This window comes from Cryobacterium aureum (assembly GCF_002954245.1).
Classification (GTDB): domain Bacteria; phylum Actinomycetota; class Actinomycetes; order Actinomycetales; family Microbacteriaceae; genus Cryobacterium; species Cryobacterium aureum.
In genome coordinates this window covers 1-21,465 of sequence record NZ_PPTG01000036.1, presented here as the reverse complement: position 1 = coordinate 21,465, position 21,465 = coordinate 1, and the positions used below count along the sequence as shown (strand labels likewise).

The following is a 21,465-nucleotide window of genomic DNA, read 5'->3' as shown; positions in this document are numbered from 1 at the left end:
TCAGTGTGCGGGTGTGACTAGCCGACGAGAGTAGCGAGCTCCGCTGTCGCGGTGGACTTCTGATCAGCGGTCAGGGGGATGTACAGCGCGGCCTCGGCAACGGCATCCGAGTTCTCGAGGTAGAAGTCGACGAACGAGCGCAATTGCGCCTTGTCTCCGTAGTTCGCGTTATTGACGTAGAGGAACAGCCCACGTCCGAGCGGCTGGTACGAGCTGTCCTGCACGGTCTCCTTCGTCGGGTAGATGCAGCCTTCGCCGCCGTCAATCTCGAGTGCCGTGATTGCGTCTGGGTTCTCCTCGACATAGCTCAAGCCAAAGAAGCCCATGGCACCCGTGTCGCCCTGAACACCCTGGATCGTGATGTTGTCATCCTCGGAGGGGCTGTAGTCCGCGCGGATGGCACCTTCTTCGCCGTTGATAGCGTCGGTGAAGTAGTCGAAGGTGCCTGAGTCAGTGCCGGCGCCGAAGAGCACGAGCGGCTCATCGGGGAACGAGGCGTCAACCTGGTTCCAGTTGGTGACCGTTCCTTCGGATTCCGGAGCCCAGATCTTGTTCAGTTGCTCAACCGTGAGGCAGGAAGCCCAGTCGTTTTCGGGGTTCACTACTACGGACAGACCGTCATTGGCGATGACGATCTCGGTGTACTCGATGCCCGCGGCCTCACAAGCAGCGATTTCCTCGTCCTTAATCGGTCGCGAGGCGTCCGAGATGTCGGTTTCGCCGGCACAGAATGCCTTGAAACCGCCACCGGTACCCGACGTCGCGACGGTGACGTTCACGCCAGCCTCGACGTCACGGTACATGTCGGCTGCTGCCTCGCTAAGCGGGGCGACGGTGGAGGAACCGTCGATGGTGACCGAACCGGACAATCCGTCTTCCGGGTTGGAACTCGTGTTAGCGGTCTGGCCGCCACAGGCGGTCAAGAGTAGTGCTGCTGCAAGAACGCTCGCGCTGATGCTGACGGTCTTGAATGAAAGCAGGGACACTTTCGTGGTCCTTTCCTTATCGGCATGGTGCGCCGAACGTGAACTGTGATTGTCAACCGACGGCCAACTCGATCCATAGAAGTCTGTCTATATGAACACAGGGTAAACAGTAGTCGACTGGAACATGTCCATAGACGAATATCTATGGGTCTAGCGTTGTTCTACCGCGTAGGCGAGAAAAATTTCGCCTAGCCTGAAATCATTAATCAAACAGCGGAAGGTAGGCGCGCAGTAATCGCGTGTGTCCTCCTGCAGAAAAGGACACCTTTCATGGCTGAGAAGCCCACAGTTTTGTTTGTCTGCGTGCACAACGCTGGCCGGTCGCAAATGGCCGCCGGATACCTGACGGCGCTGTCCGAGGGGCGGGTGGAGGTGCTTTCTGCCGGGTCCGAGCCCAAAGACCAGATCAACCCCGTCGCAATTGAAGCGATGCTCGAAGACGGCATCGATATCGCTGGCAACGTCCCCAAGATTCTCACCACTGAGGCCGTCAAGGACTCTGACGTCGTGATCACTATGGGATGCGGCGATGCCTGCCCAATCTTCCCGGGTAAGCGCTACGAGGACTGGGAACTGGCCGATCCGGCCGGCCAAGGTATCGAGAGCGTGCGTCCGATTCGGGACGATATCAAGGCGAGGATCGAACAGCTTCTCGCCGAGATTCTGCCGGCTCACGTCTAGATTCGCTGCTGCTCGTGGACGTTTCGAATCGCCGCGCACTCCCTGGGCTCGCATACCCGGAGGACTATCTCAAGCGCCTGGCTGACGACCTCGCCGTCCGGTTCACCGGTATTTTTAGCCTCGAAACTGTGGAGCGGTATGTGCTCGAGTCCTACGCTGCGCTTCTTCGGGTTTCTAGGGTCAAGGCCCACCTGGCGACGCGTACTGTTCGCTTCGCTGCCGACCGCCTCACCGCATTGGCGCAGGCCAAAGGTGCCGTTCCGTATGAGGCCCACGAAGTCTTGTTCGTCTGCGTGCAAAATGCGGGCCGGTCGCAGATGGCCGCGGTGCTTACCGCCACGTTGTCGGGTGGAGCCGTTCATGTTCGCTCGGCAGGTTCGATGCCGTCCCACGAGCTCAACCCGGCCGTCATTGCCGTGATGGAAGAGCTGGGCTTGAGTATGAGCCAGGAATTTCCCAAGCCGTTGACCGACGACGTCGTGCAAGCAGCCGACGTCGTCGTGACGATGGGCTGCGGTGACGCGTGCCCGATCTACCCGGGTAAGCAGTATCAGGACTGGGATCTGACTGATCCCGACGGGCTCGATATCGATGAGGTGCGCCAGATCCGCGACGACATCGCCGATCGCATCCGAACCCTGCTGGCCGGTTTAGGAGTTTCCGCCGTCGCATTATGACGATGCCGCCAGTCATGGCGCGGAGAGGCGACGATTGTTCAGGCGCTGATGAGGGATCGGGCGATTGAGTCGAGGGCGCCAGGCACGAGGCGGTAGTACGCCCACCTACCCCGCTTCTCGCGGGTGAACAGTCCCGTGTCGACCAACACTTTGAGATGGTGTGACACTGTTCCCTGGCTGAGTCCGAGTGGTTCGGTTAGGTCGCAGACGCAGGCTTCGGATGCCGCGTTGGCCGTAATCAGCGAGATCAGCCGGAGGCGGTGCCCAGGGTTGCGGTCCCGATCAGTGCGGGTGTGGTCGACATGCCGACAGTCTTCCATATAAATTGACATCCATCAATGAAGTGGCCAGACTCTATATCGACGCCGATCAATCTATGGTTGGCCAGGTCACGTGACCATCACCACGCTACGGAGCAGCATGACATCTCTTCCCCCCGTGCCCAGTCGGCCCGCTCGACTCGGCACCGCCGATCGCTTCCTCCCGGTCTGGATCCTCGCCGCTATGGGCCTCGGGCTCTTCCTCGCCGTCGCAGCACCGGGGCTTGGAGAAGCGTTGCATGCCTTCTCTATTGGATCGATCAGCGTCCCGATCGCGATCGGCCTGCTCGTCATGATGTATCCGGTGCTGGCAAAGGTTCGCTATTCGGATGCTCGTGCTGTGGCCGGGGACAAGCGCCTGCTCGTCTCCTCGCTAGTGCTGAACTGGGTAGTCGGTCCGGCGTTGATGTTCGCCTTAGCGTGGATCTTCCTCCCGGATCTACCCGAATACCGCACCGGCCTAATTATCATCGGACTAGCCCGCTGTATCGCCATGGTCCTGATTTGGAACGACCTGGCCTGCGGCGACCGCGAAGCCGCAGCGTTCCTCGTCGCCCTCAACAGCGTCTTCCAGGTCATCGCCTTCGCCGCGCTCGGCTGGTTCTACCTCCAGATCCTGCCAGCCTGGTTGGGATTGTCCACGACAAGCGCGGAATTCTCCTTCTGGGCCATCACCGCGAGCGTGCTGGTCTTCCTCGGCATACCGCTGTTGGCCGGCTATCTCTCCCGCCGCATCGGTGAAGCTACCCGTGGCCGCGACTGGTACGAAAGCCGTTTCCTGCCCAAGGTCGGTCCCTTCGCGCTGTACGGCCTGCTGTTCACCATCGTTATGCTCTTCACCCTCCAAGGCCAGCAAGTCATCGACCGTCCATGGGACGTCGCACGCATCGCCCTGCCGTTGCTGGTGTATTTCCTGGTGATCTTTCTCGTTGGCTTTGTCGTCGGCAAGCTCATCGGCATGAGCTATGAGCGCACCGCGACGCTGGCGTTCACGGCGGCAGGCAACAACTTTGAGCTGGCCATCGCCGTTGCCATCGGAACGTTTGGCGCCACCAGCGGCCAAGCTCTCGCCGGCATCGTCGGCCCCCTGATCGAGGTCCCCGCACTCGTCGCCCTGGTCTATGTCGCTCTCTGGCTCCGGCGGAAACTTTTTCACTCCCCAACACCTCCGGCATCCGCGCCGACCCCGGTCGGGGTCGCCGAACGCGTCTAACGCCCGCTTCCCTGCGCAACGAAGGAATTGACTATGACTGAAACATTGCTCACAACCGTCGAAACAGACATTCACAATGTCATCGTGGTCGGATCGGGACCCGCCGGGTACACGGCAGCCATCTACCTCGCCCGCGCCGGACTGAACCCCCTTGTCCTGACCAGCGCTGTCGAAGCCGGCGGCGCACTCGTCAACACCACCGAGGTCGAAAACTTTCCCGGATTCACCACCGGCATCATGGGACCAGACCTGATGGAAAACATGCGCGCTCAAGCCGAACGGTTCGGCGCCCGACTCATTTATGACGATGCCGCCCGGTTGGATCTGGCCAGCGACATCAAGGTCGTCGCCGCCGGCGACGGCACCGAATACCGCGCGCGTGCCGTCGTGCTTGCCATGGGGTCCGCCTATCGCAAGCTCGGCGTACCCGGAGAGGGCCGCCTCACCGGACACGGTGTCTCCTGGTGCGCGACGTGCGATGGCTTCTTCTTCCGCAACCAGAACGTGGTGGTAGTCGGCGGTGGCGACTCCGCCCTCGAGGAAGCCATGTTCCTCACCCGATTCGCCGATACCGTCACCATGGTGCACCGACGGGACACCCTCCGCGGATCAAAGATCATGCAGGAACGAGCCCTGGCCAACCCGAAAATCACCATGCAGTGGAACAGCGAGATCGTCGAAGCCCACGGCGACGACATCCTGACCTCTTTAAGTATCCGCAATACAACCACGGGTGCAGTGTCCACGTTGGACGCCACCGGACTGTTCATCGCCATCGGTCACGACCCGCGCAGCGAACTGGTCGTCGATCACCTCAACACCGACAGCGACCGCTACGTCGTCGTGCAGCATCCGACCACCCACACCTCCCTGGAGGGAGTCTTCGCCTGCGGCGACCTCGTGGACCACCGGTATCGACAGGCCATTACGGCCGCTGGCACCGGATGCTCGGCCGCGCTCGACGCCGAGCACTTCTTGGCCGCCTCCGGGCACGCCAGCTATGCCAAGCACCAGCTCGATCCCGTACACGGCTAACCGTTAGGCACAGCACAATACGAGGGGCCATCTGGCTGGCTCAAAACGTGCCCACATTCTGCCCACACTTGAAAAAATTCGGCGTGATTCACGAGACGTTCTGGTGACCCAAAATCGTTGATTTCACGCGGAAGCTGACCTTCCACCAGGCTGTGACTGGGTGGGACTTTGGGTTCAAATCCCACCGGTACCGCCACGAAAAACCCCCTACATCCCAGTGTTTCACTGGGGAGTAGGGGGTTCTTCTTTGCCCGGGTGGTCCAGTGGTAACGCAGCGGTAACGGAATACCTGTGAGTGGGTGTGATCAAGTGCGAGTTGCGGCACACTCCAGCCCCCTGGGTGCCCAGGGCGCTTGAGGGTGGCTCGTAAAGGTTGACATCTTCCGTGCCCCTGCTCTTCAATCTGGTCGCGTCCGCGGCTCAAAACCTGGATCCTCACCTGCCAGCGATTCGGCGCGTTTCGTGTCGAAGCGGGGGAGTGACCAGGAGCCAATGGCGAATTCAACCGGTCGTCGCAACACTCGATTTTTGTGAGGTGTTGTACGTGTGGTCGAAGTATGAGTTGGTGGAGAAGCAGGCGCGGTTTTGGGTGTTGATGACTCAAGGCTCGACGCTGACTGCTGCGTGCGATGCTGTCGGGGTGAATCGACGAACTGGACGGCGTTGGCGTCAAGCGACGGGTGGGCGAATCCCTCGTCCTGAGGCAGAGCGATCGGGGTGGTATTTGTCCTTGGAGGAACGGCTGCAGATCGCGGACTTGCATCTAGGTGGCACGGGCGTGCGGGCGATCGCTGCTCTGGTGGGCCGGTCTGCTGCCACGATCAGTCGAGAGCTGGCTCGAGGCGGGTCCAAGACTGGCCTGCAGGCACAGACAAGGTATGCCCCGTATGCGGCGCAGAAGCAGGCCGAGCTCCGCGGCCGTCGACCCAAGGCCAGCAAATTCGACCATCCGGAACTGGCCTTTTTGGTGCAGAAAAAGTTGTGCCTGAAATGGAGTCCGGAACAGATCAGTGATCATCTGGCCGCGGTGTTTCCCGATCGGCAGGAAATGTGAGTCAGCCCGGAAGCCATCTACCAGGCGCTTTATGGGGGCGGCCGGGGTGACTTGCGTGGTGATCTGCATCAGCATTTGCGCACCGGCCGCGCCATCCGGCGTCCCAGGCGCCCTGCTGCGAAGAACTCCGGCAAGATCCCGGACATGACCATGATCAGCGAGCGACCGGCGGAAGTTTCCGACCGGGCCGTGCCGGGGCATTAGGAAGGAGATCTGATCTTGGGATCACACTGCCGGTCGGCGATCGCTACGTTGGTGGAGCGTCAGACCCGGTTCACAATGCTGGTCCACCTCCCCGGTGACCACAGCGCGATCACGGTTCGCGATTGCCTGGTGGCAGCCATCAAGACTCTCCCCGAGCACTTGGTGAAGACGTTGACTTGGGATCAGGGAACCGAGCTGGCCCAGCACCGGCAGATCACGCTGGCCACAAAGATGGCTATCTACTTCTGTGATCCGCATTCGCCGTGGCAGCGGGGCACCAACGAGAACACCAACGGGCTGCTGCGCCAGTATTTCCCCAAAGGCACCGACTTATCCGTTCATTCGCCCGAGCGGCTACTCGAAGTCGCTACCGAACTCAACAATCGACCCCGCAAAACGCTCGGCGACATCACACCCGCTCAAGCCATGGAACGACTATTGTCAGAGCCAGAAAAGCCCATCGTTGCGACGACCGGTTGAATCCGCCAATCCCCCACGGACACTGTGACATCGAGCGGTCACAGAACGCCGCCATTCATCGCCAAACTCCACAGCCGGTATATCTCGAAACGTGTGTTTTTACCGGCGTTACCATTCTTGTAGGCAAGGACGGTTGCGAGACATTACGAGGCGTCAATGGGGAAGCTAAAAACGTCGAAGCAAGCAGCGAACTGTCAATTTGACGTGTACCCCAACTAGGCGTCAGATGCCCTCGATAAATATTGTCAGGATAGGGTCTAATTTTAATGAGTAGACACCCCTTGTAGTCGGGTCTTAGACTTCATCCTGACAAAACAGGCAGGAGAGCCGCGTGACGGGTCAACGAGTTGGATATGTGCGGGTGAGTACCCTCGATCAGAACACCGTCCGTCAGCTCGCTGGCGTCGATGTTGACCGGGTGTTCGAGGAAAAGGCGTCGGGGAAAGATCTTAACCGGCCTGAACTGGAAGAGATGATCAAGTTCGTCAGAGATGGAGACACCGTTCTCGTGCACTCCATGGACCGTCTTGCCCGCAACCTCGACGACCTCCGCTCGATCGTGCGCCGGCTTACGGCCAAGAAGGTTCGGGTCGAGTTTGTGAAAGAGCAACTCTCTTTCACTGGCGATGACAACGCGATGGCAAACCTGCTCTTGAACGTCATGGGGGCGTTTGCTGAGTTCGAGCGGTCACTGATCCGGGAACGTCAACGCGAGGGCATCGCCCTGGCCAAGAAGCGTGGCGCCTACCGTGGACGTACCCCGTCCCTCGACACGGTCCGCGCGGCCGAGCTGCGCGAGAAGGCTGCTGCAGGCGTGCCGAAGTCTGTTCTTGCTCGAGAGTTTGAGATCAGCCGCGAAACCGTCTACGTCTACCTCCGTGCTGGAAGCTGAGCTGGCTGTAGCCGATTCGGCGTGGTGTAAAGCTGGATCCTTGCGGTGTCGATCAGTTCGACCCAGCGCGTTCGACGGTCGGTGTCTTGACAGCACTCCTTGACCCAGGTCAGACCCGTGGACGCCGAACTCGGCGGTAAAAGAGTTCCCGCCGTTAATATACTCAACGGCGACTGAGTTATCAAAATTTATTGGTTAATAAAATCAACTGTCGAGAAATTACTGTCGCATTCGAAACCAATAATGACCCATTTACCATCTTGTTTTATAAGACGGACATTCGCTAAACCGTCTGAAGAGTAAATATTCTCGCCTTTTCCGTCCTTGAGAGAATCTTTAGGAAGTTCGCTAGCAAGGAAATCGCTTTCAGAAAGCCCTGCAACTTGGGCAGAAAAAGTAATAGCAGATTGGTCGGAAACACGGTAGTCAACTTCATAGGCTGTACTCAAATCTATGTAGGGAGCTCCATTGTATGTTTGGGTTGAGATAACGTTAATTCCCAAAGTAAGAAAACTCTCCCGAGGCTTTCCGTCACGAATTAATTGAGGAATTTGAACCTTGGTGGCGTTTGTTAGGATTGTATCTGCAGTACCGTTCTGTGTGGTCGGGTCGTTTAGTATCTCTGCAGAATAGTATTGCGGTGCTTTACTGGAATACCAGTCAGCATATCCTGCTGCACCTGTGTCTAATGCAGTGGATGAAATAAATTCTTTGATCATATAGTTAATACCAAAACTTTGAGCTTCTGCTAGATCAGCATCTGTAAACCCAGCAGTATAAGCCGCAGGGTCGACAAAAATAGGGTCATACGAACCAAGACGGGACTGAGAGTTAAGTTCAATGGTTTCGTATTCTCCTAGGGAGTCAGTGACTTTTGTTCCAGAGCCAGCGGCATCTCCATAGTCTTGGCTAGTTCTCTCTGTCCCTGGTCCGTTAGGGTTGAGAAAGTTAGCTCCGATTGCCGGAAAACAACCAACGAGCGAGAACGCCATAACTCCTACTAGCCCAGCACCGGCTACACGTTTAGTTCTTTTAGAACATGCACCGTTCATGATATTTCCCCATGTACGGAAACTATTTTCGGTGACACCGGCTTCGACCTCTGTTTCAGCCCGATCCAACTGGTACAACTGGTTCTTACGTTCATGTTCGTCAAGTTCACGGTCAAACCGAGTGGCGCTTTTTTTGGTATCAATCCGAGCCTTAACTTCCCCGGTATTCGCTGTTGCTGTGGTTGCCCGCAGTTCCATGACAACTTCCACGCCATGTGCAATCACTGCACGAGTTCTCCAGTCGCTGAGAATAAAGGGCTTAGGGAGCGGGGTGATGGTGCCCCTCACCAGTTCTTCCAACTGGGCGATGGCGATGAGCTGGTACCCACGGGAGCGGGAAATGCCTACCTCCTCAGACAGCCATTTTTTGAATCCTGTGTAATTCAGGGGCACCCAAACCTTGATTTTCCACGCTTCATGTAGGAGCTTGGCGAACTCGTCCGTGCTCTGTGTGATGCGGGTGGTGAGTGCTTTCGCTTCCTCCACAGTTGCTGCGCTGACGCTCATTGTTTCCCCCTGTAATGATGACCTGTGTTGCTAAAGCTACAGGCCGAAGTGTCCACAGACGTGGACACACGCAGGAAGCCCCTACCGCGCCCTCCGGCCATGTCGTGGGCGGCGCCGAGCATGACGGTTTTGCCAATGCCACGGGCGCCAGTGAAGATGGTGAGCAGCCCCGGTGCCCCAGAGCCTAGGCGTAGACCGTAATCGAACTCGTCGGGAAGGCCTGCACGGCCGATAATTTCCGGCGGTGTCGCGCCGGCCGAGGGCCGGAATGGGTTCTCTATAGTGGGTTCCTTGTGAGTAACTGTGTATTTTGTGAGTCTTGTTGGACCTGTGAGTCTTGTGAGCTTTGCGATCAATGTACCCGTTCGCATCGATATTCGTACTAATCGTCCGCGTGATTCCTCCTGTTCCCGCCAGGCAACCAAATCGCCCCGCGTCTGGAACCCCTGAAGACTAATATTCAGACCGACTCTCGCGGGCCAGCTGGAGGCACAATTTTGCAGTGGGCGCCATGCGCGCAACTGCCAATGAACGCACGACACCTCACCGTTTGTGACACGCAGAATACATGACGGGTTGTGTGAAAATTTTCTTGTTCCTCAAAGATACGATCGCATTGTCACGTAATCGAACGTATAAGTGACAGAGGTGAGTATGCTCGTCGGGTACATGCGGGTATCGAAAGCCGACGGGTCGCAGAACACTGATCTTCAGCATGATTCGCTTCTGGTTGCAGGCGCGAGCCGGACAACTTCTACGAGGACCATGCCTCTGGTAAGAGAGATGACCGGCCGCACTTGGCGGCCTGACTGAAGGCGCTCCGAGAGGGCGACACGCTCATGGTGTGGAAACTTGACCGACTCGGTCGAGACCTGCTCCACTTGGTCAACACCGTGCATGACCTCACCGACCGCGGCGTCGGCCTCAGGGTGCTCACTGGTGGGGGGTACAGCGATCGATACCACGACCGCGTCCGGCGAGCTCGTCTTTGGGATCTTCGCCGCTCTGGCAGAATTCGAGCGGGCGGTCATCTCTGAGCGCACGGTCGCTGGGTTTGCCGCTGCGCGAGCGCGGGGGAGGACGGGCGGGCGGTCTTTTAAGATGACGCCAGCGAAGGTCCGCCTGGCCATGGCCGCGATGGGGCAGAAAGAAGCGAAGGTCGGGGACCTTTGTAAGGAGCTCGGGATCACGCGGCAGACGCTGTACCGCCATGTCTCACCGGTGGGGGAGTTGCGACCTGACAGTGCGAGGCTGCTCTCGAAGAAGTAGGACTGTCAACCTGTCAGAAGACTGGCGCCGGGAGTGAGGCGTGGAGTGGGTTGCTAAGTGGCGGTGTTCTGCCATCGCTTTGTGGCGGCGCTGATGACTGCTCGGTGTCGCACTGCGCTCCTGTCGAGTGCCCTGCTCTCTGATCAGTCGCGTTCAGAAAGGCCGACGGTTACGTCTTCGTGTGGGGGTAAGCCCGAACCGGCCGGACTTGAGTCGGTCGAGGGAGCTGTGACCGAGGCGATGGTGACGCCGACGAGCGCGACTGCTCCGCCGAGTGTGGTGATCGTGTCGAATGGTTCGCCAAGTACAAGGGCGAAGAGGTAGCCGAGTGCCGGAATTGCTGCGGTGACCACGCCGGTGGCTGCGGCGGGAAGGCGTTCGGCGCCGTAGTTGAACAGCACGAGAGTCGGCGCGGTGATTACGACGCCGAGGAACAGCAGACCCCCAAGGCCTCCCCATCCGCTTGGGATGGCGGCCGCGCCGGCCGCCGTCTCTGCGATGAGCCAGGGGAGCATGATCGCGGTACCCCATACGGCGGTCGCCGTTGCCAGCACGAGCGGATCAATGGCCCCGGCCGCCTGTCGACCGACGGCCGCCCGTTGTCGGGGCTCGGCGGGTGCACCCTTGCGGAGAAGCTCTGTATAGAGTGCGTAGCTGGCCAAGCCGATGAGGCAGAGCAGCACGCCGATGTCCAAAGTGAGGCCAGCACCCGCCACGATGACGACGCCGGCGGTAGCGAGCACTAGTCCGACGATCGTGCGGGGAGCCAAGCGCTCCTTCAGGATGAACAGACCAAGCAGGGCGGTCAGCGCGGGGAGCGCCGCGTTGCTGAGAGCGGCCGTGCCGGGAGTAGTGAACTCAAGACCGATGTTGGTCAGCGAGTAATATATCGCCACTCCGAGGAGCCCGAGCAGGATCGTGCGCGGGTGTCGGACGGTACGCGCGAACAGTGGCCGACGTGCGGCGAGGGGCACGAGGACGATCAGGCCGATCGCGAACCGGCCGACCGAGAGCACGGCTGGTGACGCCGTTTTTAATACCTCGCCGCTAATTCCGAAGCTCGTCGACCACAGCAACACGGCGATTCCGACGGCCACTAAAGGAAGGCGTCGACGAAGCGCGGTTGTGACCATGCTCGCACTATATTTCCGAACCTCAAGCCGAACGGAGTCCCCATGGTCCCAGTATCATCATGAGCAGCAGACTCAACACCTGCTGGACCCGCGCACCAGGCCGCCATCGTCTCAATAACGTAAAGGTTTACTAGACACAGGTGCGTCTGGATCTCGGCGCCCAGTTCTGTCACTTTTCGAAGTCGTCTGCACAAATGTTCGGACTCGCGTGCACGCCTCGCTCCAGCCACCAACGAACTCACCTCAATTCCCGTAAGGGGAACCACCATGAGGCACGCCAACGAGTCTGCTCATCGCTGCTGCCGACGGTCGACGGTGGTGTGCTCGCAACGTCGTGGTCGCGACCAGCGCGCACAGCCGCCCTGTGGTGCCCGTCATAGCCACCGCCCTCGACCCGCAGATCACCCAGCTTCACTCCAGCGCCTACCGCCACCCCAACCAGCTCCCAGACGGACCGGTGTTGGTGGTCGGCGCCGGCAACTCCGGCGCCGAGATCGCCCTGGACCTCACCGGCACAACCACGGGCGGCTCGGAACGCGTCGTGTACCTCGCTGGGCGCGACGTCGGGCATATCCCACCACTGGGCACCTGGACCTACCCGCTGATGCAAGCACTCGGCCGTGCCGGCACGGCGCTCTCCAAGCGTGGACTCCGAGGTGGCGCGGAACCCCTGGGCCGTATCCGACCTGGCGCCCTCGAGGCGGCGGGCATCCACCGGCTGCCACGAGTGGCCGGCATCCGAGGCGGACACCCGCTCACCGACGACGGCACAACCGTCGACGTGGACGCCGTGATCTGGTGCACCGGCCTTCGACCCGACAACCGATTCCTGCATCTGCCCGTCTTCGACACCAGCGGCCGGCTGGTCCACCACCGAGGAGTCACCGCCGAACCCGGTCTCTACGTCGTCGGCATGCCCTACCAGTCCTCGATCACCTCGCACTTAGTCGGCGGAGTCGGCAAGGACGCCGCGCACGTCGTCAACCGCCTCGTGCGATGTCCCAGTTGAGGAACCTTGAGTGGGACAGCTACGTTCCGGTAGCGGATCGTTCTAGGGAAGCGGTGCCGCGCCGGAATGAGCCCGGAATCGTCTGTGGTGTTCGCATCCCTCGTCAGGAATGCGACGTGTCGCTTCTGCCGTGCGCGAATAACCCGAAAGGAACTGTTGGCGGTCTCAGGGGGCACTTCGAAGTGCTTATGTGCCAGCCCGGCCCGAAGAACTGCGTCGGATGGCCCGAGTTGGCGGGTAACGAATTCGGGCTGAGAAGGCTATTCCTTGTCGCCGGTCCGCACGTCCGGTGCGCGAAAGTGCGGCTGCCGTTACCGGAAGGGAACGGGTATGTGTGCGGTCTTTTCCCACGAGAATCGGACCGTGTGCCCGTCGGTGTGATCGCGAATCGCGGCCTCCAGCTGCTCTCGCGCCCCTCCCTCCCCCGATACGGCATAGTTGTCACAGATCATGTTTTCGTGATCGGGGGCGATTGACAAACCAAAGGGGAACCATGTCACGGCACACCAAGACGGCCACACTCATCGGGCTGGTCGTGATTGCCGCTCTCAGCGGATGCTCCGCGTCCGCTCCGTCCCCCGAGCCCACCGACACCGCGGCCCAACCCGACTTCGTGACTCCCGTCGAGCCGGCCTGGACCGCAGATGTTGATCTGGTCGGGCAGCCGATTTACCAGGACGGTTTCGTTGCCTCTTATGTGGCCGCCCTGGATGGCGCGCTCAACGTGGTCGCCTGGAACGCCGAGACCGGCGCCGAAATCTGGCGCGACGTCGCAGCCGTCGGCTCCGCCACGCAGGGTGTTGTCGTGAATTTGGCCGGGCTGGAGTCGGGTGACAAGTCCTTCGTCACTTATCTGAGCGCGCCGACCGGCGACGACGACGGATGGCGCGAACTCGTTATTGCCGAAATCGGCACCGGCATCCCCACCGCCATCTCGAACGATCTGGTCTGGGCGACGAAACGCCCCTCACCGTGCGCCGACGAAATCGCGGTCTGCTTCAGCGGCTTCATCGCCGAACCGTACAACGAGGACCGAGCGAACTTTCGTCTCGACCCCAAGGTCGGCACGATCGTGGCCGACACCGATGTGGTGATTCCGGCTAACGCGCGCCTACTCAGCGACCGACTCTTCTCCACCGGTGACCGCGCACCCGAGGGCGTGGAGCAGCTCGGCTTCAGCGCCAACGGCGTCACGACCTGGCAGCGCGCCTACAGTGACGTCTTCGCCGAGGGCTATTCGAGCGACGCCGGCTGGAACTGGGATCTCTCCGGAACGGATGCCGCGGTAGTGGGCATCGCCAGCTACTTCGACACCGCCCGGCTCGACACCGGCGCCGGCGTCATCGACAAGACGCAAACCGCCGCCGTCGGCCTCGACCCCGCAACAGGCGAGACGCTCTGGAAGATTGAGGGCGCCACCATCTGTGACGCGTCCAGAATTGATCCCGATCTCCTCAGCGACATCACCCCGCTCTGTCTATATAACTCCGGCACGATGACCGTTGCGCTGGGTGCCGACGGCATCAACCTGGAGACGGCGAACACCAACGTCGACATCGACCTGCTCGGCGTTGACCCGATCTCCGGCGAGGTGCAGTTCACAGTCCCTCTGGGCACCGCCGGCACCGAGTCAGCGGGAACCGAGGTCTTCTTCGAGGTCGGGTCGCCCATCCGTCCGGTCGACGTCGCGGGCACGGTGAGCATGGTCGACGTCCTCACCGGCGAGGTCACCGATCTGCCCGGCGGCGCGATCTTCGCCTGCGGCGAGTCTCGCGACGGGTTCCAGACGCCACAGAACGGCACCGGCGAGACGCTCGCGTACGGCGCCGGGCGAGACGTCTTCGCGTGCACAAGCGACCGGGCCGCGACGGACGGCAACGCGTTCTCGGCGGCCGCCGTGCGCATGGGCGGCATCGATGCCGGCAAGAACTCCTACGTGATCGGCGGAGCCGCGGGCCTCGCCTTCTACACCCTCACCGACTGACCCAGTTACCGACCCGCTCTCTCAGGCCGCTCCGCCTCCGCCCCCTCGGCCGTCCTCAGCGACCTCACTGACCTCACGAAAATCACCGTGCCGACGTTGGTGATCCACGGTGATTCCGCCGCCCCCTGCACCCACGCCTCCATCGCTGGCAGTGGACTCGCGCTGATCAAAGACGCCTCGCACAGCGTCACCATCTCGCGTAAAGAGGAGTGAAACCGGCACGATCTCACTTTCCTCCGCAAATGCCGCCCACTTCGGGTAGCGGATGCCTGACCCATGCCCTCGTCACCCCCGCAGTCGTCGCGCCGTCCCCCGTCCCGATGGCGCGAAAAGACCGCGACGGGCTGCTTGGAAGGGCGGTACGCGTCGGTCAGGCCGTTGGTTTCCTGCAGAGTGTCCGTGAGCTGGGTGTAACAGAAGCCTGCCAGTAGAGGATTATCGCGCAGGCTGCCCATCAGGCCCGACACCCGGCGTTCAGATTCTTACGACTTGGTGGCCGGCGTGTACCCCCACGAGTCCTCGGCGGCGTCGGGCGCGTAGCTCACCCCGCCGAACTCGCTGGCCATGATCGCCTGCCAGTATCCCTGTTCCAGAATTGACCGCACGAAGTCGGGCCAATTGTTCCCCACCGGCTGAGGCGGCGTAAACACCCCCTTACCGCTGCGACACACATGGCCCGCTTGCGAAAACGAGGGGATAGACGAATGAGCTCACGCTGATCACAATCGCAACCATCGACAGCGCGACCCCCCAGTTGACTCTGAGGTGGCGCCGAGCCGCCATCTTGTCGTGCACGGTCGCTGTTTCCATTGCGCCTCCAACGATTCCAAATTAGCCAACAATATTGGTCACCTCTGCCGACGGTCCCAGTCCCAGAACCAGAACCAGAACGAGCGACACACACGATGCCCTGACCTCAACCGGGCCGTCGCCGCCCTGGCCATAACTGGCACTTCGCCTTCTCGGCACCGACCACTGGGCCGACACCAGTACCATCTCCATCCTGCAGATCTCATCGGTACCGGTCGGGGAAGTTGACGATAACTGGTCGGGCTCGGCACCTGGCGCGATCCAGCCGTCATCGACCGGAACGATACGATCACTTCAATATGAAAAATATAAGGTCTACCGAGAAACAACGAGTGCTGGCTGTCTCTTTCATAGCGATGGGAATCGCTGCTCTCGCGTTAACCGGCTGTTCGACCAGCTCCGCCATGCCCGACACAGCCACCCCGTCGGCTACAGCTGAGGACATCGTTACGTCGGTAACGCCGGAGCCGGAGACGACCCCCGAGGTGGAAGCAGCACCCTACTTTCCAGTGTACGGAGACTGCCTTCGAGAGTTCGTCTCAGTGCCGTGCACGGATGCACACACCCATGAGGTCTACTGGGTGGGCGAGTATCCCGGGGAGGAGTTCCCGGCACAGCTTGGTGCGGCACAGACGGCATTGCAGGGGCCGGCGCTCAGCGAGTATCTCGGCGGATACACTCCGGTCGGAGACCCTCGGTCTTGGATGTCGGGTTGCTTCGACGTGAATGAGGTCGACTGGGCCGCTGGCATCCACTCGGCGTGGTGTCTGACGATGGCCAAAGTGGATGCCAGTGGGGACGCGACCGAATGGGTGCAATCCCAGCAAGGCATTCTTGCCGGGTGATCCGCGGAGCCTAGTCTGAATCGGCTGGCAGCAATGCAACCCTCGGCCCACTCTTGCCGAGGCCTCCGCAGAGGGTCGCGGGGTCCCTGCGGGTCGAGACGATCCCCGCGCTCCGTGGCCGATATTTTGTAACAAACTGGGGGAACATTATTTCGACTCACAAACGCAATCTGCTCGCGGTCACACTTGGCGTGGCGCTTCTTCTGTCGGTGGCGGCGTGCTCTGCACCCGAGACGGAAACCGCCAGCGAATCGGCGCCAATCGCTACCGCAACTCCCACTGCCACTACAGCTCCCGAATCAATGCCTGTTGACCTACTGCCGCTACTTGATGGCGTGGCCGCCGCTGCTCCGGAGGGCTGGGTAGCGGGAACATGTGAGGGATTGAGCTTTTCGTCCCCGGCCGACTGGGAGGACGCGTCATTCAATGCAGGTGTAAGATCTTTCATAAATTATGCCGAGGCGGCACTAATCGTGGAAAATCCCGAACGCAGCACTTCCTTAGGTCAAAGCATCGCGTTCGCCTGTGAAGGTGAGAAGACCGATTGGTACGGCGGTTGGGACGCTGAGGACGGAACGGAATCATTCCGTCTGGACGTCAGCGGAGCAGCGTACGCAGCGATTAAAGTGACGCCCCTGAAACCGTATAACGAGACGACTGAGGGAGTTACTCTCTCCGGGACCATCTTCGATGCACGGATCCATCTGGTCACGCCGGACATGGACTATTACACCGTTACGCTCACACTCCCCGCAAATAACTCTGCCTATGACTTGGTTCGCCAGGTGGCGAGCAGCCTAAATCTCGAATAGAGCTTCTTCAACCGTAGAACACGAATGATCACCGCCGCTCTCGGCCACAGCCCCTCCACCATCAGCCGAGAGGTCCAGCGCAATCGGTCCCCGAGCCGCACAGTTTGTCAGACTCACCGTTCGCCTTCCGACTGCGGACGAAATAGCGCGACTCCTTGCCAACATGCCCGCAAGTCGGACGTCCAGCGGGCGCGTTGAAGCGTGATTCCTCAAGTCGATTCCCTGAGCGAGTTGCCCGTAAGCCGAACCCCTTACGAGACGGGTCGCGGAAAGCCGGTGACATGGTTCGGTTGTAAACGTCTGTACCCAAAGCGTTCGGTTTGGGTGCTTCGCGAAGACGTTCCAGCCAGAGAGTGCTGACCGGCAGGCGTTCTGTGCGAGCGATATCGTGGTGCAATGCTCGATCTGACACTAACGACGCCTCAGGATCTCGACGAGGTGACCGCGTTCCTCCACGTCGCTGACTTGACGCTAAGCGGACTCGATTTCCCAACGGTGCGACTGTGGACGGCACGCGACGCCAAAACCGGACGCATCGTCGCCAGCACGGGCTACGAGCGCAGCGACGACAACGAACACGTTCTTATTCGCAGCGTTGCCGTCGATCCGGCACTCCGAGGTCTCGGCATGGGCCTCCGATTGGCGCGCTTCGCGCTCGACCGAGCCGCCGAATCCGGAGCAACTCGAGCCTGGCTCTTCAGCCGACGTTCCGGCCCGTTCTGGCAAAAGGTCGGATTCGACTCTGCAGACAGGAACGAACTCGCGATCGCACTCAAGTCCACGCACCAGGTGCGGCTCTTCACTGAAACAGGGCAGCTCCAACGCGAAGTGGCGTGGAGCCGACTGCTCTAAAGAAATCCGGCGCACGCCACCCTGTGCTCGACCGCACGGGGAACCCCCTGCGGGAACGGGCCTGCGGAAACTTGGTTCGCCGCCCGTCTGAGCAAACTTGTTGCGTGTACTCCGCCCGCAGGAACATCCGGACTGCGTCTCACAGGACAAGAATTCGCGGCTCTGGCCGTCATTCACCCCAAAGGTTTTGAGATATGTAGGTTTCGACACAAAGCTGGAGCTACGAGGGTGTGGCTTCCCTCGTCCCCAATGAGGGCGTGGCGATGGAATCTGTGATGTCAACCGAGTGCGTTGGGGGTAGCGAGATGGCCGCTGGGTCGATCTGTGTAAGGGTTGAGTTGATCATCGTTGCTCCGATTGTGCCGCCGCAACGATTGCGCGCGGATTATCGCGAGCATATATTTGCGCGTCACCGTGGAGCGAAAGCGCGGCTTTGAGGTCTGCTCGCGCGCGTTGGTATCGCGTTCGAGCTGTGGAGGCGCTGATGCCCAAGATCTTGCCGGCTTCGGCGATGGAAAAGCCCTCCCAGTGGATAAGCCGGACGAGCTCAGCTTGGTCGGGTGCGAGACGGGCTATGGCATCTCGGACCTCGGCGTCTTCATCGATAGACCGGACCTCTGCGGGCGCGGTTCGGAGAGTTTCGCGAAGTCGTTCGGCAAGATTCGACTGTCGCCGTTCTGTACGCGCGGCGTTAGCAACGACGTGGCGGGCGATCCCGAAGAGCCACATTCTCGCTTGTTCCGGAGCGGCCGGCAACGTGTTTGCGCGCCGCCACCCGATGGTCATCAGATCTGCAAGGGCATCGGCGGCATCGTCTCGGTTGAGCCGACGTTCGAGGTATCGCAGTAGATCGGGGGTGTTATGAGACAGAGCATCAGTGAGGCGGAGAGCCAAATCCGTTCGGTTCCGTATCACCAGTCTGCACCGGGGCAGTTGCCCTCCCCGTCGTAGCGAAGATTGGACTCGGATCCATCAATGCCCTGCCGGGCCAGCTCGCTGCTGAGCGTGTTGGTCAAGATGCGATTGACGGCGGAATCATACTCGGAGTCGGCGCTGTAGTGGACAGTTCCGTACCCTGCGGCCTCCGTGGCCCCATCGTCGTTCATCCACGTGGATTCTTCAGTCCGAAGTTGAGCGATGGTTTCATCGATCGTTTCCTGGGTGAGAAGGGCATCAATGCTCGCGGCCCGGTAAAAGTCCCGGACTGCACGGACTGCTTCAGGATCGCTTCCGTTAACGTTGCCGATACGGAGTTCACACTCCGCTCCGCTCGGCAACGTGTAGGTGGCGACGGCGTCCGGGGATTCTGCCCAGGGCGACCACAGTTGAATTGTCGCGGCCATTGCGGCAGCGGCGCCACCCACCAATGAGAACGTGATCAGCGCTGTTAGGGCGGGTCGGGTCCACCGTTTTCTGTGCCCGCCACTGCCTGGTGATGGCATGGATGCGACGCGTAAACGGCTGAGTTCATCGATCACGTCGTCTGTCATGAGCGTCGTGCTCGGGCTCGACCGATCAAGACGGCCGTCGAGTTGATCTTCGTCGGGCAAGTGGTTCATGGTGCTCCTCAGTTTTAGGGGTACACCATAGACATGTCCGGGAGACGCCTAAACGTCTGCCAGGTAGAGATTCAGGCGACACAACGTCTTCGCACCGAATTTCTGGCGCTGACCTACTGAATCGCACGAAGGACCGATAAGTATCCGCACTCATCGGCTGCACCGCCGCCGAACAAAACCGTCGTCGTATCCCACAGTCGACGGCTCAAGCTGGACTCCCAAGGCAAACAGCGCAGGAGGACGCGTGCGCCCGAGCCTTCACCGGGTAACGCTAAACGACGCCGAGTATGTCTAGAACCCGCGAGGTGGTCCCCCGGTACAGGCCGGCGGTCACCGCTGCTGTTAGACAGAGCTGATGAAAATTGATCCTGCGACAGTGGTGAATATCGAGCGAGAGAGACTTCGCGCGCTCGTCGAACGCGACATGGCTGTTGCGGAGCGCCTCCATGCACCCGATTACCAAATTGTGACGCCCAACGGGTCCACACGGACGAGATCGTCTTATCTCAGCGACGTGGAATCGAAGCGACTCGAGTACCTCGTGTTCGAGCCCGAATCAGAAATCTCCGTCAGATCGTCTGGGAACCTGACGATTCTGAAGTACATCGCACGGATAGTTCTCAGCGTCGGCATCGCCGATGAGCTTGAATTCCGCGCCTGGCACTCGGATGTCTACGAGTATCAAGATGGCCATTGGATGGTCGTCTGGTCGCAGGCCACCACAATCGCTCCATAGCGCAGCAGGCTGCGGTCCGATGCCCGTAGAGGAACCTTGTACGGGACGGCGTTATCGCGCTTCAAAGGAGCAGATCACAAAAGTGCGCGTCCGAGTCGTCCTTGCGAATCGAATACCTGGTGAAGTTTTAGATTCCGAGACAGCAGCACTGGGAGCGGGGCCCTTGGACTGACTTAGTTCGAATAGTTAGGCTTGGACAAACAGGGGTGGGGATGAACTGGGATGCACGTAATTGGCTTGGGCGTTTCGTGCTCATTAGACCACGCGTCCGAGGGCTCGCTCTCTTTTTCGCTTCAAGAATTTGCGTGCCTTGACGATTCCTCGCAAGTTGTCTTTCGGAGTGATCGCGGGTTTGGAATAAGCCACCGCCCTGAGGGCCGTCAGGGGCAGTTGGTGGAATCCGAGCTGCAGCATCACGTCTCGATGGCCTTGCTGCCCGATGAAGGAATCGTAGAGGATGCTGGAGAGCGGCTTCCTTGGCATGAATATTGTGAACTTCTGGAACGAATCGGGATAAACGCATCGATCGAGATCTTGAAGAGCACGGAAGATGTCAACCTATATGGGTCAGTTTCTTTAGCCGGTCATTGAGTTCGTTTCTTCCTTCGCGGGTTCGTTGATCCAGGTCGTCGTCGGGAACGTGGGTGGCTGCGGATGCTGCCGCACAAAGCGCTCGGGGTGCTCGGTATATGCCGTCGTGAGGACGCGGGCACGGGCGTGCTGAACGGCCGGGGCGCGGCCGTGGTGAACGTTGAACGGGGTATGCATTCCAATGCCCGAATGACGATGTTCAGCGTTGTACCAGTCGTAGAATTCGGTGCAGAATGAGCGTGCCTCGGCGAGGCTGTAGAACCGGTCGGGGAACTCGGGCCGGTACTTCAGAATCTTGAAATGCGATTCGCTGAATGGATTGTCATTACTGGTATGTGGGCGGGAGTGCGACGTGGTCACGCCGAGGTCGGCGAGCAGAAACGCGACGGGTTTCGACGCCATCGACGACCCGTTGTCAGAGTGGATCGTCAACTGATCGCGGCGAATGTTTTGCTTCTCGATCGTGTCGAACAAGAGCCGCTCGGCCAGCTCGGCGGATTCGCGGGTGGCGACCATCCAGCCGACGACGTACCGAGAGTAAATGTCGATGATCGTATAGAGGTGGAAGTACGACCATTTGGCCGGACCCTTGATCTTCGAGATATCCCACGACTTATGCCGACGTCGGCATAAGTGCTGTTATGCCGACATTGTGATTATGCCGATGTTGGTCTCCGATGCCAGTCTGCGGGCGGTGGCTGGGGCAAAAAAGTCGGCATAATCACACCGCCGGTGTTGGGCTTGTCTTCTCAACTGTTGAGGCG

19 protein-coding genes and 3 pseudogenes are annotated in these 21,465 nt (G+C 60.2%); 14 read left to right on the top strand and 8 right to left on the bottom strand.

Annotation, left to right across the window (positions count from 1 at the left end):
- Positions 1–17 precede the first annotated feature (17 nt).
- On the bottom strand, positions 18–986 hold the full coding sequence (locus tag CJ028_RS14195) for a PstS family phosphate ABC transporter substrate-binding protein (RefSeq protein ID WP_205684056.1): 969 nt from the start codon (positions 984–986) through the stop codon (positions 18–20).
- A gap of 270 nt (positions 987–1,256) precedes the next feature.
- On the opposite strand from CJ028_RS14195, the gene CJ028_RS14190 reads away from it, so the two are divergent.
- Together CJ028_RS14190 and CJ028_RS14185 are read left to right on the top strand one after the other, a co-directional pair.
- Positions 1,257–1,667, top strand: a complete 411-nt coding sequence (locus CJ028_RS14190) for an arsenate reductase ArsC (protein ID WP_105035883.1) — start codon at positions 1,257–1,259, stop codon at positions 1,665–1,667.
- A 14-nt stretch (positions 1,668–1,681) separates the two neighbouring features.
- Complete coding sequence (locus tag CJ028_RS14185; RefSeq protein ID WP_205684055.1) at positions 1,682–2,344, top strand: arsenate reductase ArsC; 663 nt, start codon at positions 1,682–1,684, stop codon at positions 2,342–2,344.
- Between the two features lie 38 nt (positions 2,345–2,382).
- Here the strand turns inward: CJ028_RS14185 and CJ028_RS14180 are convergent, their stop codons facing one another.
- On the bottom strand, positions 2,383–2,664 hold the full coding sequence (locus CJ028_RS14180; RefSeq protein WP_240607302.1) for an ArsR/SmtB family transcription factor: 282 nt from the start codon (positions 2,662–2,664) through the stop codon (positions 2,383–2,385).
- Between the two features lie 100 nt (positions 2,665–2,764).
- Between CJ028_RS14180 and arsB the strand changes: the two genes are divergently transcribed.
- The 4 genes and pseudogenes from arsB (at position 2,765) to CJ028_RS14160 (ending at position 7,542) form a co-directional block, all read left to right on the top strand.
- Complete coding sequence (arsB, locus tag CJ028_RS14175) at positions 2,765–3,877, top strand: ACR3 family arsenite efflux transporter (RefSeq protein ID WP_105035880.1); 1,113 nt, start codon at positions 2,765–2,767, stop codon at positions 3,875–3,877.
- A gap of 33 nt (positions 3,878–3,910) precedes the next feature.
- Positions 3,911–4,912, top strand: coding sequence for a thioredoxin-disulfide reductase (gene trxB / locus CJ028_RS14170; RefSeq protein WP_105035879.1), 1,002 nt, complete (start codon positions 3,911–3,913; stop codon positions 4,910–4,912).
- A 595-nt stretch (positions 4,913–5,507) separates the two neighbouring features.
- Positions 5,508–6,650: pseudogene (locus CJ028_RS14165) on the top strand (IS30 family transposase).
- A 331-nt stretch (positions 6,651–6,981) separates the two neighbouring features.
- Entirely contained in the window at positions 6,982–7,542 is a 561-nt protein-coding gene (locus tag CJ028_RS14160; protein WP_105035878.1) for a recombinase family protein, read from the top strand.
- A gap of 188 nt (positions 7,543–7,730) precedes the next feature.
- Here CJ028_RS14160 and CJ028_RS20705 read toward each other — a convergent pair whose 3' ends face one another.
- A complete protein-coding gene (locus tag CJ028_RS20705) occupies positions 7,731–9,101 on the bottom strand; it encodes a hypothetical protein (protein ID WP_129590501.1) in 1,371 nt (456 codons plus the stop codon).
- Positions 9,102–9,755: 654 nt separating this feature from the next.
- On the opposite strand from CJ028_RS20705, the pseudogene CJ028_RS21985 reads away from it, so the two are divergent.
- A pseudogene (locus CJ028_RS21985) lies at positions 9,756–10,370 on the top strand (recombinase family protein).
- A 143-nt stretch (positions 10,371–10,513) separates the two neighbouring features.
- Here the strand turns inward: CJ028_RS21985 and CJ028_RS14145 are convergent.
- A complete protein-coding gene (locus tag CJ028_RS14145; RefSeq protein ID WP_105035877.1) occupies positions 10,514–11,503 on the bottom strand; it encodes a DMT family transporter in 990 nt (329 codons plus the stop codon).
- A gap of 286 nt (positions 11,504–11,789) precedes the next feature.
- On the opposite strand from CJ028_RS14145, the gene CJ028_RS14140 reads away from it, so the two are divergent.
- The 3 genes from CJ028_RS14140 (at position 11,790) to CJ028_RS21760 (ending at position 14,709) form a co-directional block, all read left to right on the top strand.
- On the top strand, positions 11,790–12,512 hold the full coding sequence (locus CJ028_RS14140; protein WP_105035876.1) for a SidA/IucD/PvdA family monooxygenase: 723 nt from the start codon (positions 11,790–11,792) through the stop codon (positions 12,510–12,512).
- A gap of 493 nt (positions 12,513–13,005) precedes the next feature.
- Positions 13,006–14,496, top strand: coding sequence for a PQQ-binding-like beta-propeller repeat protein (locus CJ028_RS14135; protein ID WP_105035875.1), 1,491 nt, complete (start codon positions 13,006–13,008; stop codon positions 14,494–14,496).
- Positions 14,497–14,583: 87 nt separating this feature from the next.
- Positions 14,584–14,709 carry a hypothetical protein gene (locus tag CJ028_RS21760; protein ID WP_276309388.1) on the top strand — a complete coding sequence of 42 codons (126 nt, stop codon included), beginning with the start codon at positions 14,584–14,586 and terminating at the stop codon, positions 14,707–14,709.
- A 269-nt stretch (positions 14,710–14,978) separates the two neighbouring features.
- Here the strand turns inward: CJ028_RS21760 and CJ028_RS20990 are convergent, their stop codons facing one another.
- Positions 14,979–15,125 (bottom strand): hypothetical protein, encoded by a 147-nt coding sequence (locus CJ028_RS20990; protein WP_161498991.1) that lies wholly within the window; start codon positions 15,123–15,125, stop codon positions 14,979–14,981.
- A 513-nt stretch (positions 15,126–15,638) separates the two neighbouring features.
- Here CJ028_RS20990 and CJ028_RS14125 point away from each other — a divergent pair.
- The 3 genes from CJ028_RS14125 to CJ028_RS14115 all read left to right on the top strand — a co-directional run bounded on the left by CJ028_RS14125 (position 15,639) and on the right by CJ028_RS14115 (position 17,815).
- Positions 15,639–16,151 carry a hypothetical protein gene (locus CJ028_RS14125; RefSeq protein WP_105035873.1) on the top strand — a complete coding sequence of 171 codons (513 nt, stop codon included), beginning with the start codon at positions 15,639–15,641 and terminating at the stop codon, positions 16,149–16,151.
- 191 nt (positions 16,152–16,342) lie between these two features.
- Positions 16,343–16,963 carry a hypothetical protein gene (locus tag CJ028_RS14120; RefSeq protein ID WP_129590499.1) on the top strand — a complete coding sequence of 207 codons (621 nt, stop codon included), beginning with the start codon at positions 16,343–16,345 and terminating at the stop codon, positions 16,961–16,963.
- Positions 16,964–17,359: 396 nt separating this feature from the next.
- Positions 17,360–17,815 (top strand): GNAT family N-acetyltransferase, encoded by a 456-nt coding sequence (locus CJ028_RS14115; protein ID WP_104087526.1) that lies wholly within the window; start codon positions 17,360–17,362, stop codon positions 17,813–17,815.
- A gap of 342 nt (positions 17,816–18,157) precedes the next feature.
- On the opposite strand, the gene CJ028_RS14110 is transcribed toward CJ028_RS14115, so the two are convergent.
- Positions 18,158–18,730: an RNA polymerase sigma factor gene (locus tag CJ028_RS14110; protein ID WP_240607296.1), complete on the bottom strand. Its 573-nt coding sequence runs from the start codon at positions 18,728–18,730 to the stop codon at positions 18,158–18,160.
- Positions 18,727–19,365, bottom strand: a complete 639-nt coding sequence (locus CJ028_RS14105) for a hypothetical protein (RefSeq protein WP_129590498.1) — start codon at positions 19,363–19,365, stop codon at positions 18,727–18,729. The genes CJ028_RS14110 and CJ028_RS14105 overlap by 4 nt, the downstream gene beginning before the upstream one ends.
- A gap of 364 nt (positions 19,366–19,729) precedes the next feature.
- Between CJ028_RS14105 and CJ028_RS14100 the strand changes: the two genes are divergently transcribed.
- Positions 19,730–20,110 (top strand): nuclear transport factor 2 family protein, encoded by a 381-nt coding sequence (locus CJ028_RS14100; RefSeq protein ID WP_105035869.1) that lies wholly within the window; start codon positions 19,730–19,732, stop codon positions 20,108–20,110.
- 576 nt (positions 20,111–20,686) lie between these two features.
- Here the strand turns inward: CJ028_RS14100 and CJ028_RS14090 are convergent.
- A pseudogene (locus CJ028_RS14090) lies at positions 20,687–21,313 on the bottom strand (transposase); the annotation flags it as partial.
- Positions 21,314–21,465: the final 152 nt, after the last annotated feature.

Excerpts from the sequence above, each read along its gene's own strand:
- CJ028_RS14190 (WP_105035883.1), top strand. The coding sequence starts at position 1,257 with ATGGCTGAGAAGCCCACAGTTTTGTTTGTCTGCGTGCACAACGCTGGC.
- CJ028_RS14180 (WP_240607302.1), bottom strand. The coding sequence starts at position 2,664 with ATGGAAGACTGTCGGCATGTCGACCACACCCGCACTGATCGGGACCGC.
- arsB (WP_105035880.1), top strand. The coding sequence starts at position 2,765 with ATGACATCTCTTCCCCCCGTGCCCAGTCGGCCCGCTCGACTCGGCACC.
- trxB (WP_105035879.1), top strand. The coding sequence starts at position 3,911 with ATGACTGAAACATTGCTCACAACCGTCGAAACAGACATTCACAATGTC.
- CJ028_RS20705 (WP_129590501.1), bottom strand. The coding sequence starts at position 9,101 with ATGAGCGTCAGCGCAGCAACTGTGGAGGAAGCGAAAGCACTCACCACC.
- CJ028_RS14145 (WP_105035877.1), bottom strand. The coding sequence starts at position 11,503 with ATGGTCACAACCGCGCTTCGTCGACGCCTTCCTTTAGTGGCCGTCGGA.
- CJ028_RS14135 (WP_105035875.1), top strand. The coding sequence starts at position 13,006 with ATGTCACGGCACACCAAGACGGCCACACTCATCGGGCTGGTCGTGATT.
- CJ028_RS14115 (WP_104087526.1), top strand. The coding sequence starts at position 17,360 with ATGCTCGATCTGACACTAACGACGCCTCAGGATCTCGACGAGGTGACC.
- CJ028_RS14100 (WP_105035869.1), top strand. The coding sequence starts at position 19,730 with ATGAAAATTGATCCTGCGACAGTGGTGAATATCGAGCGAGAGAGACTT.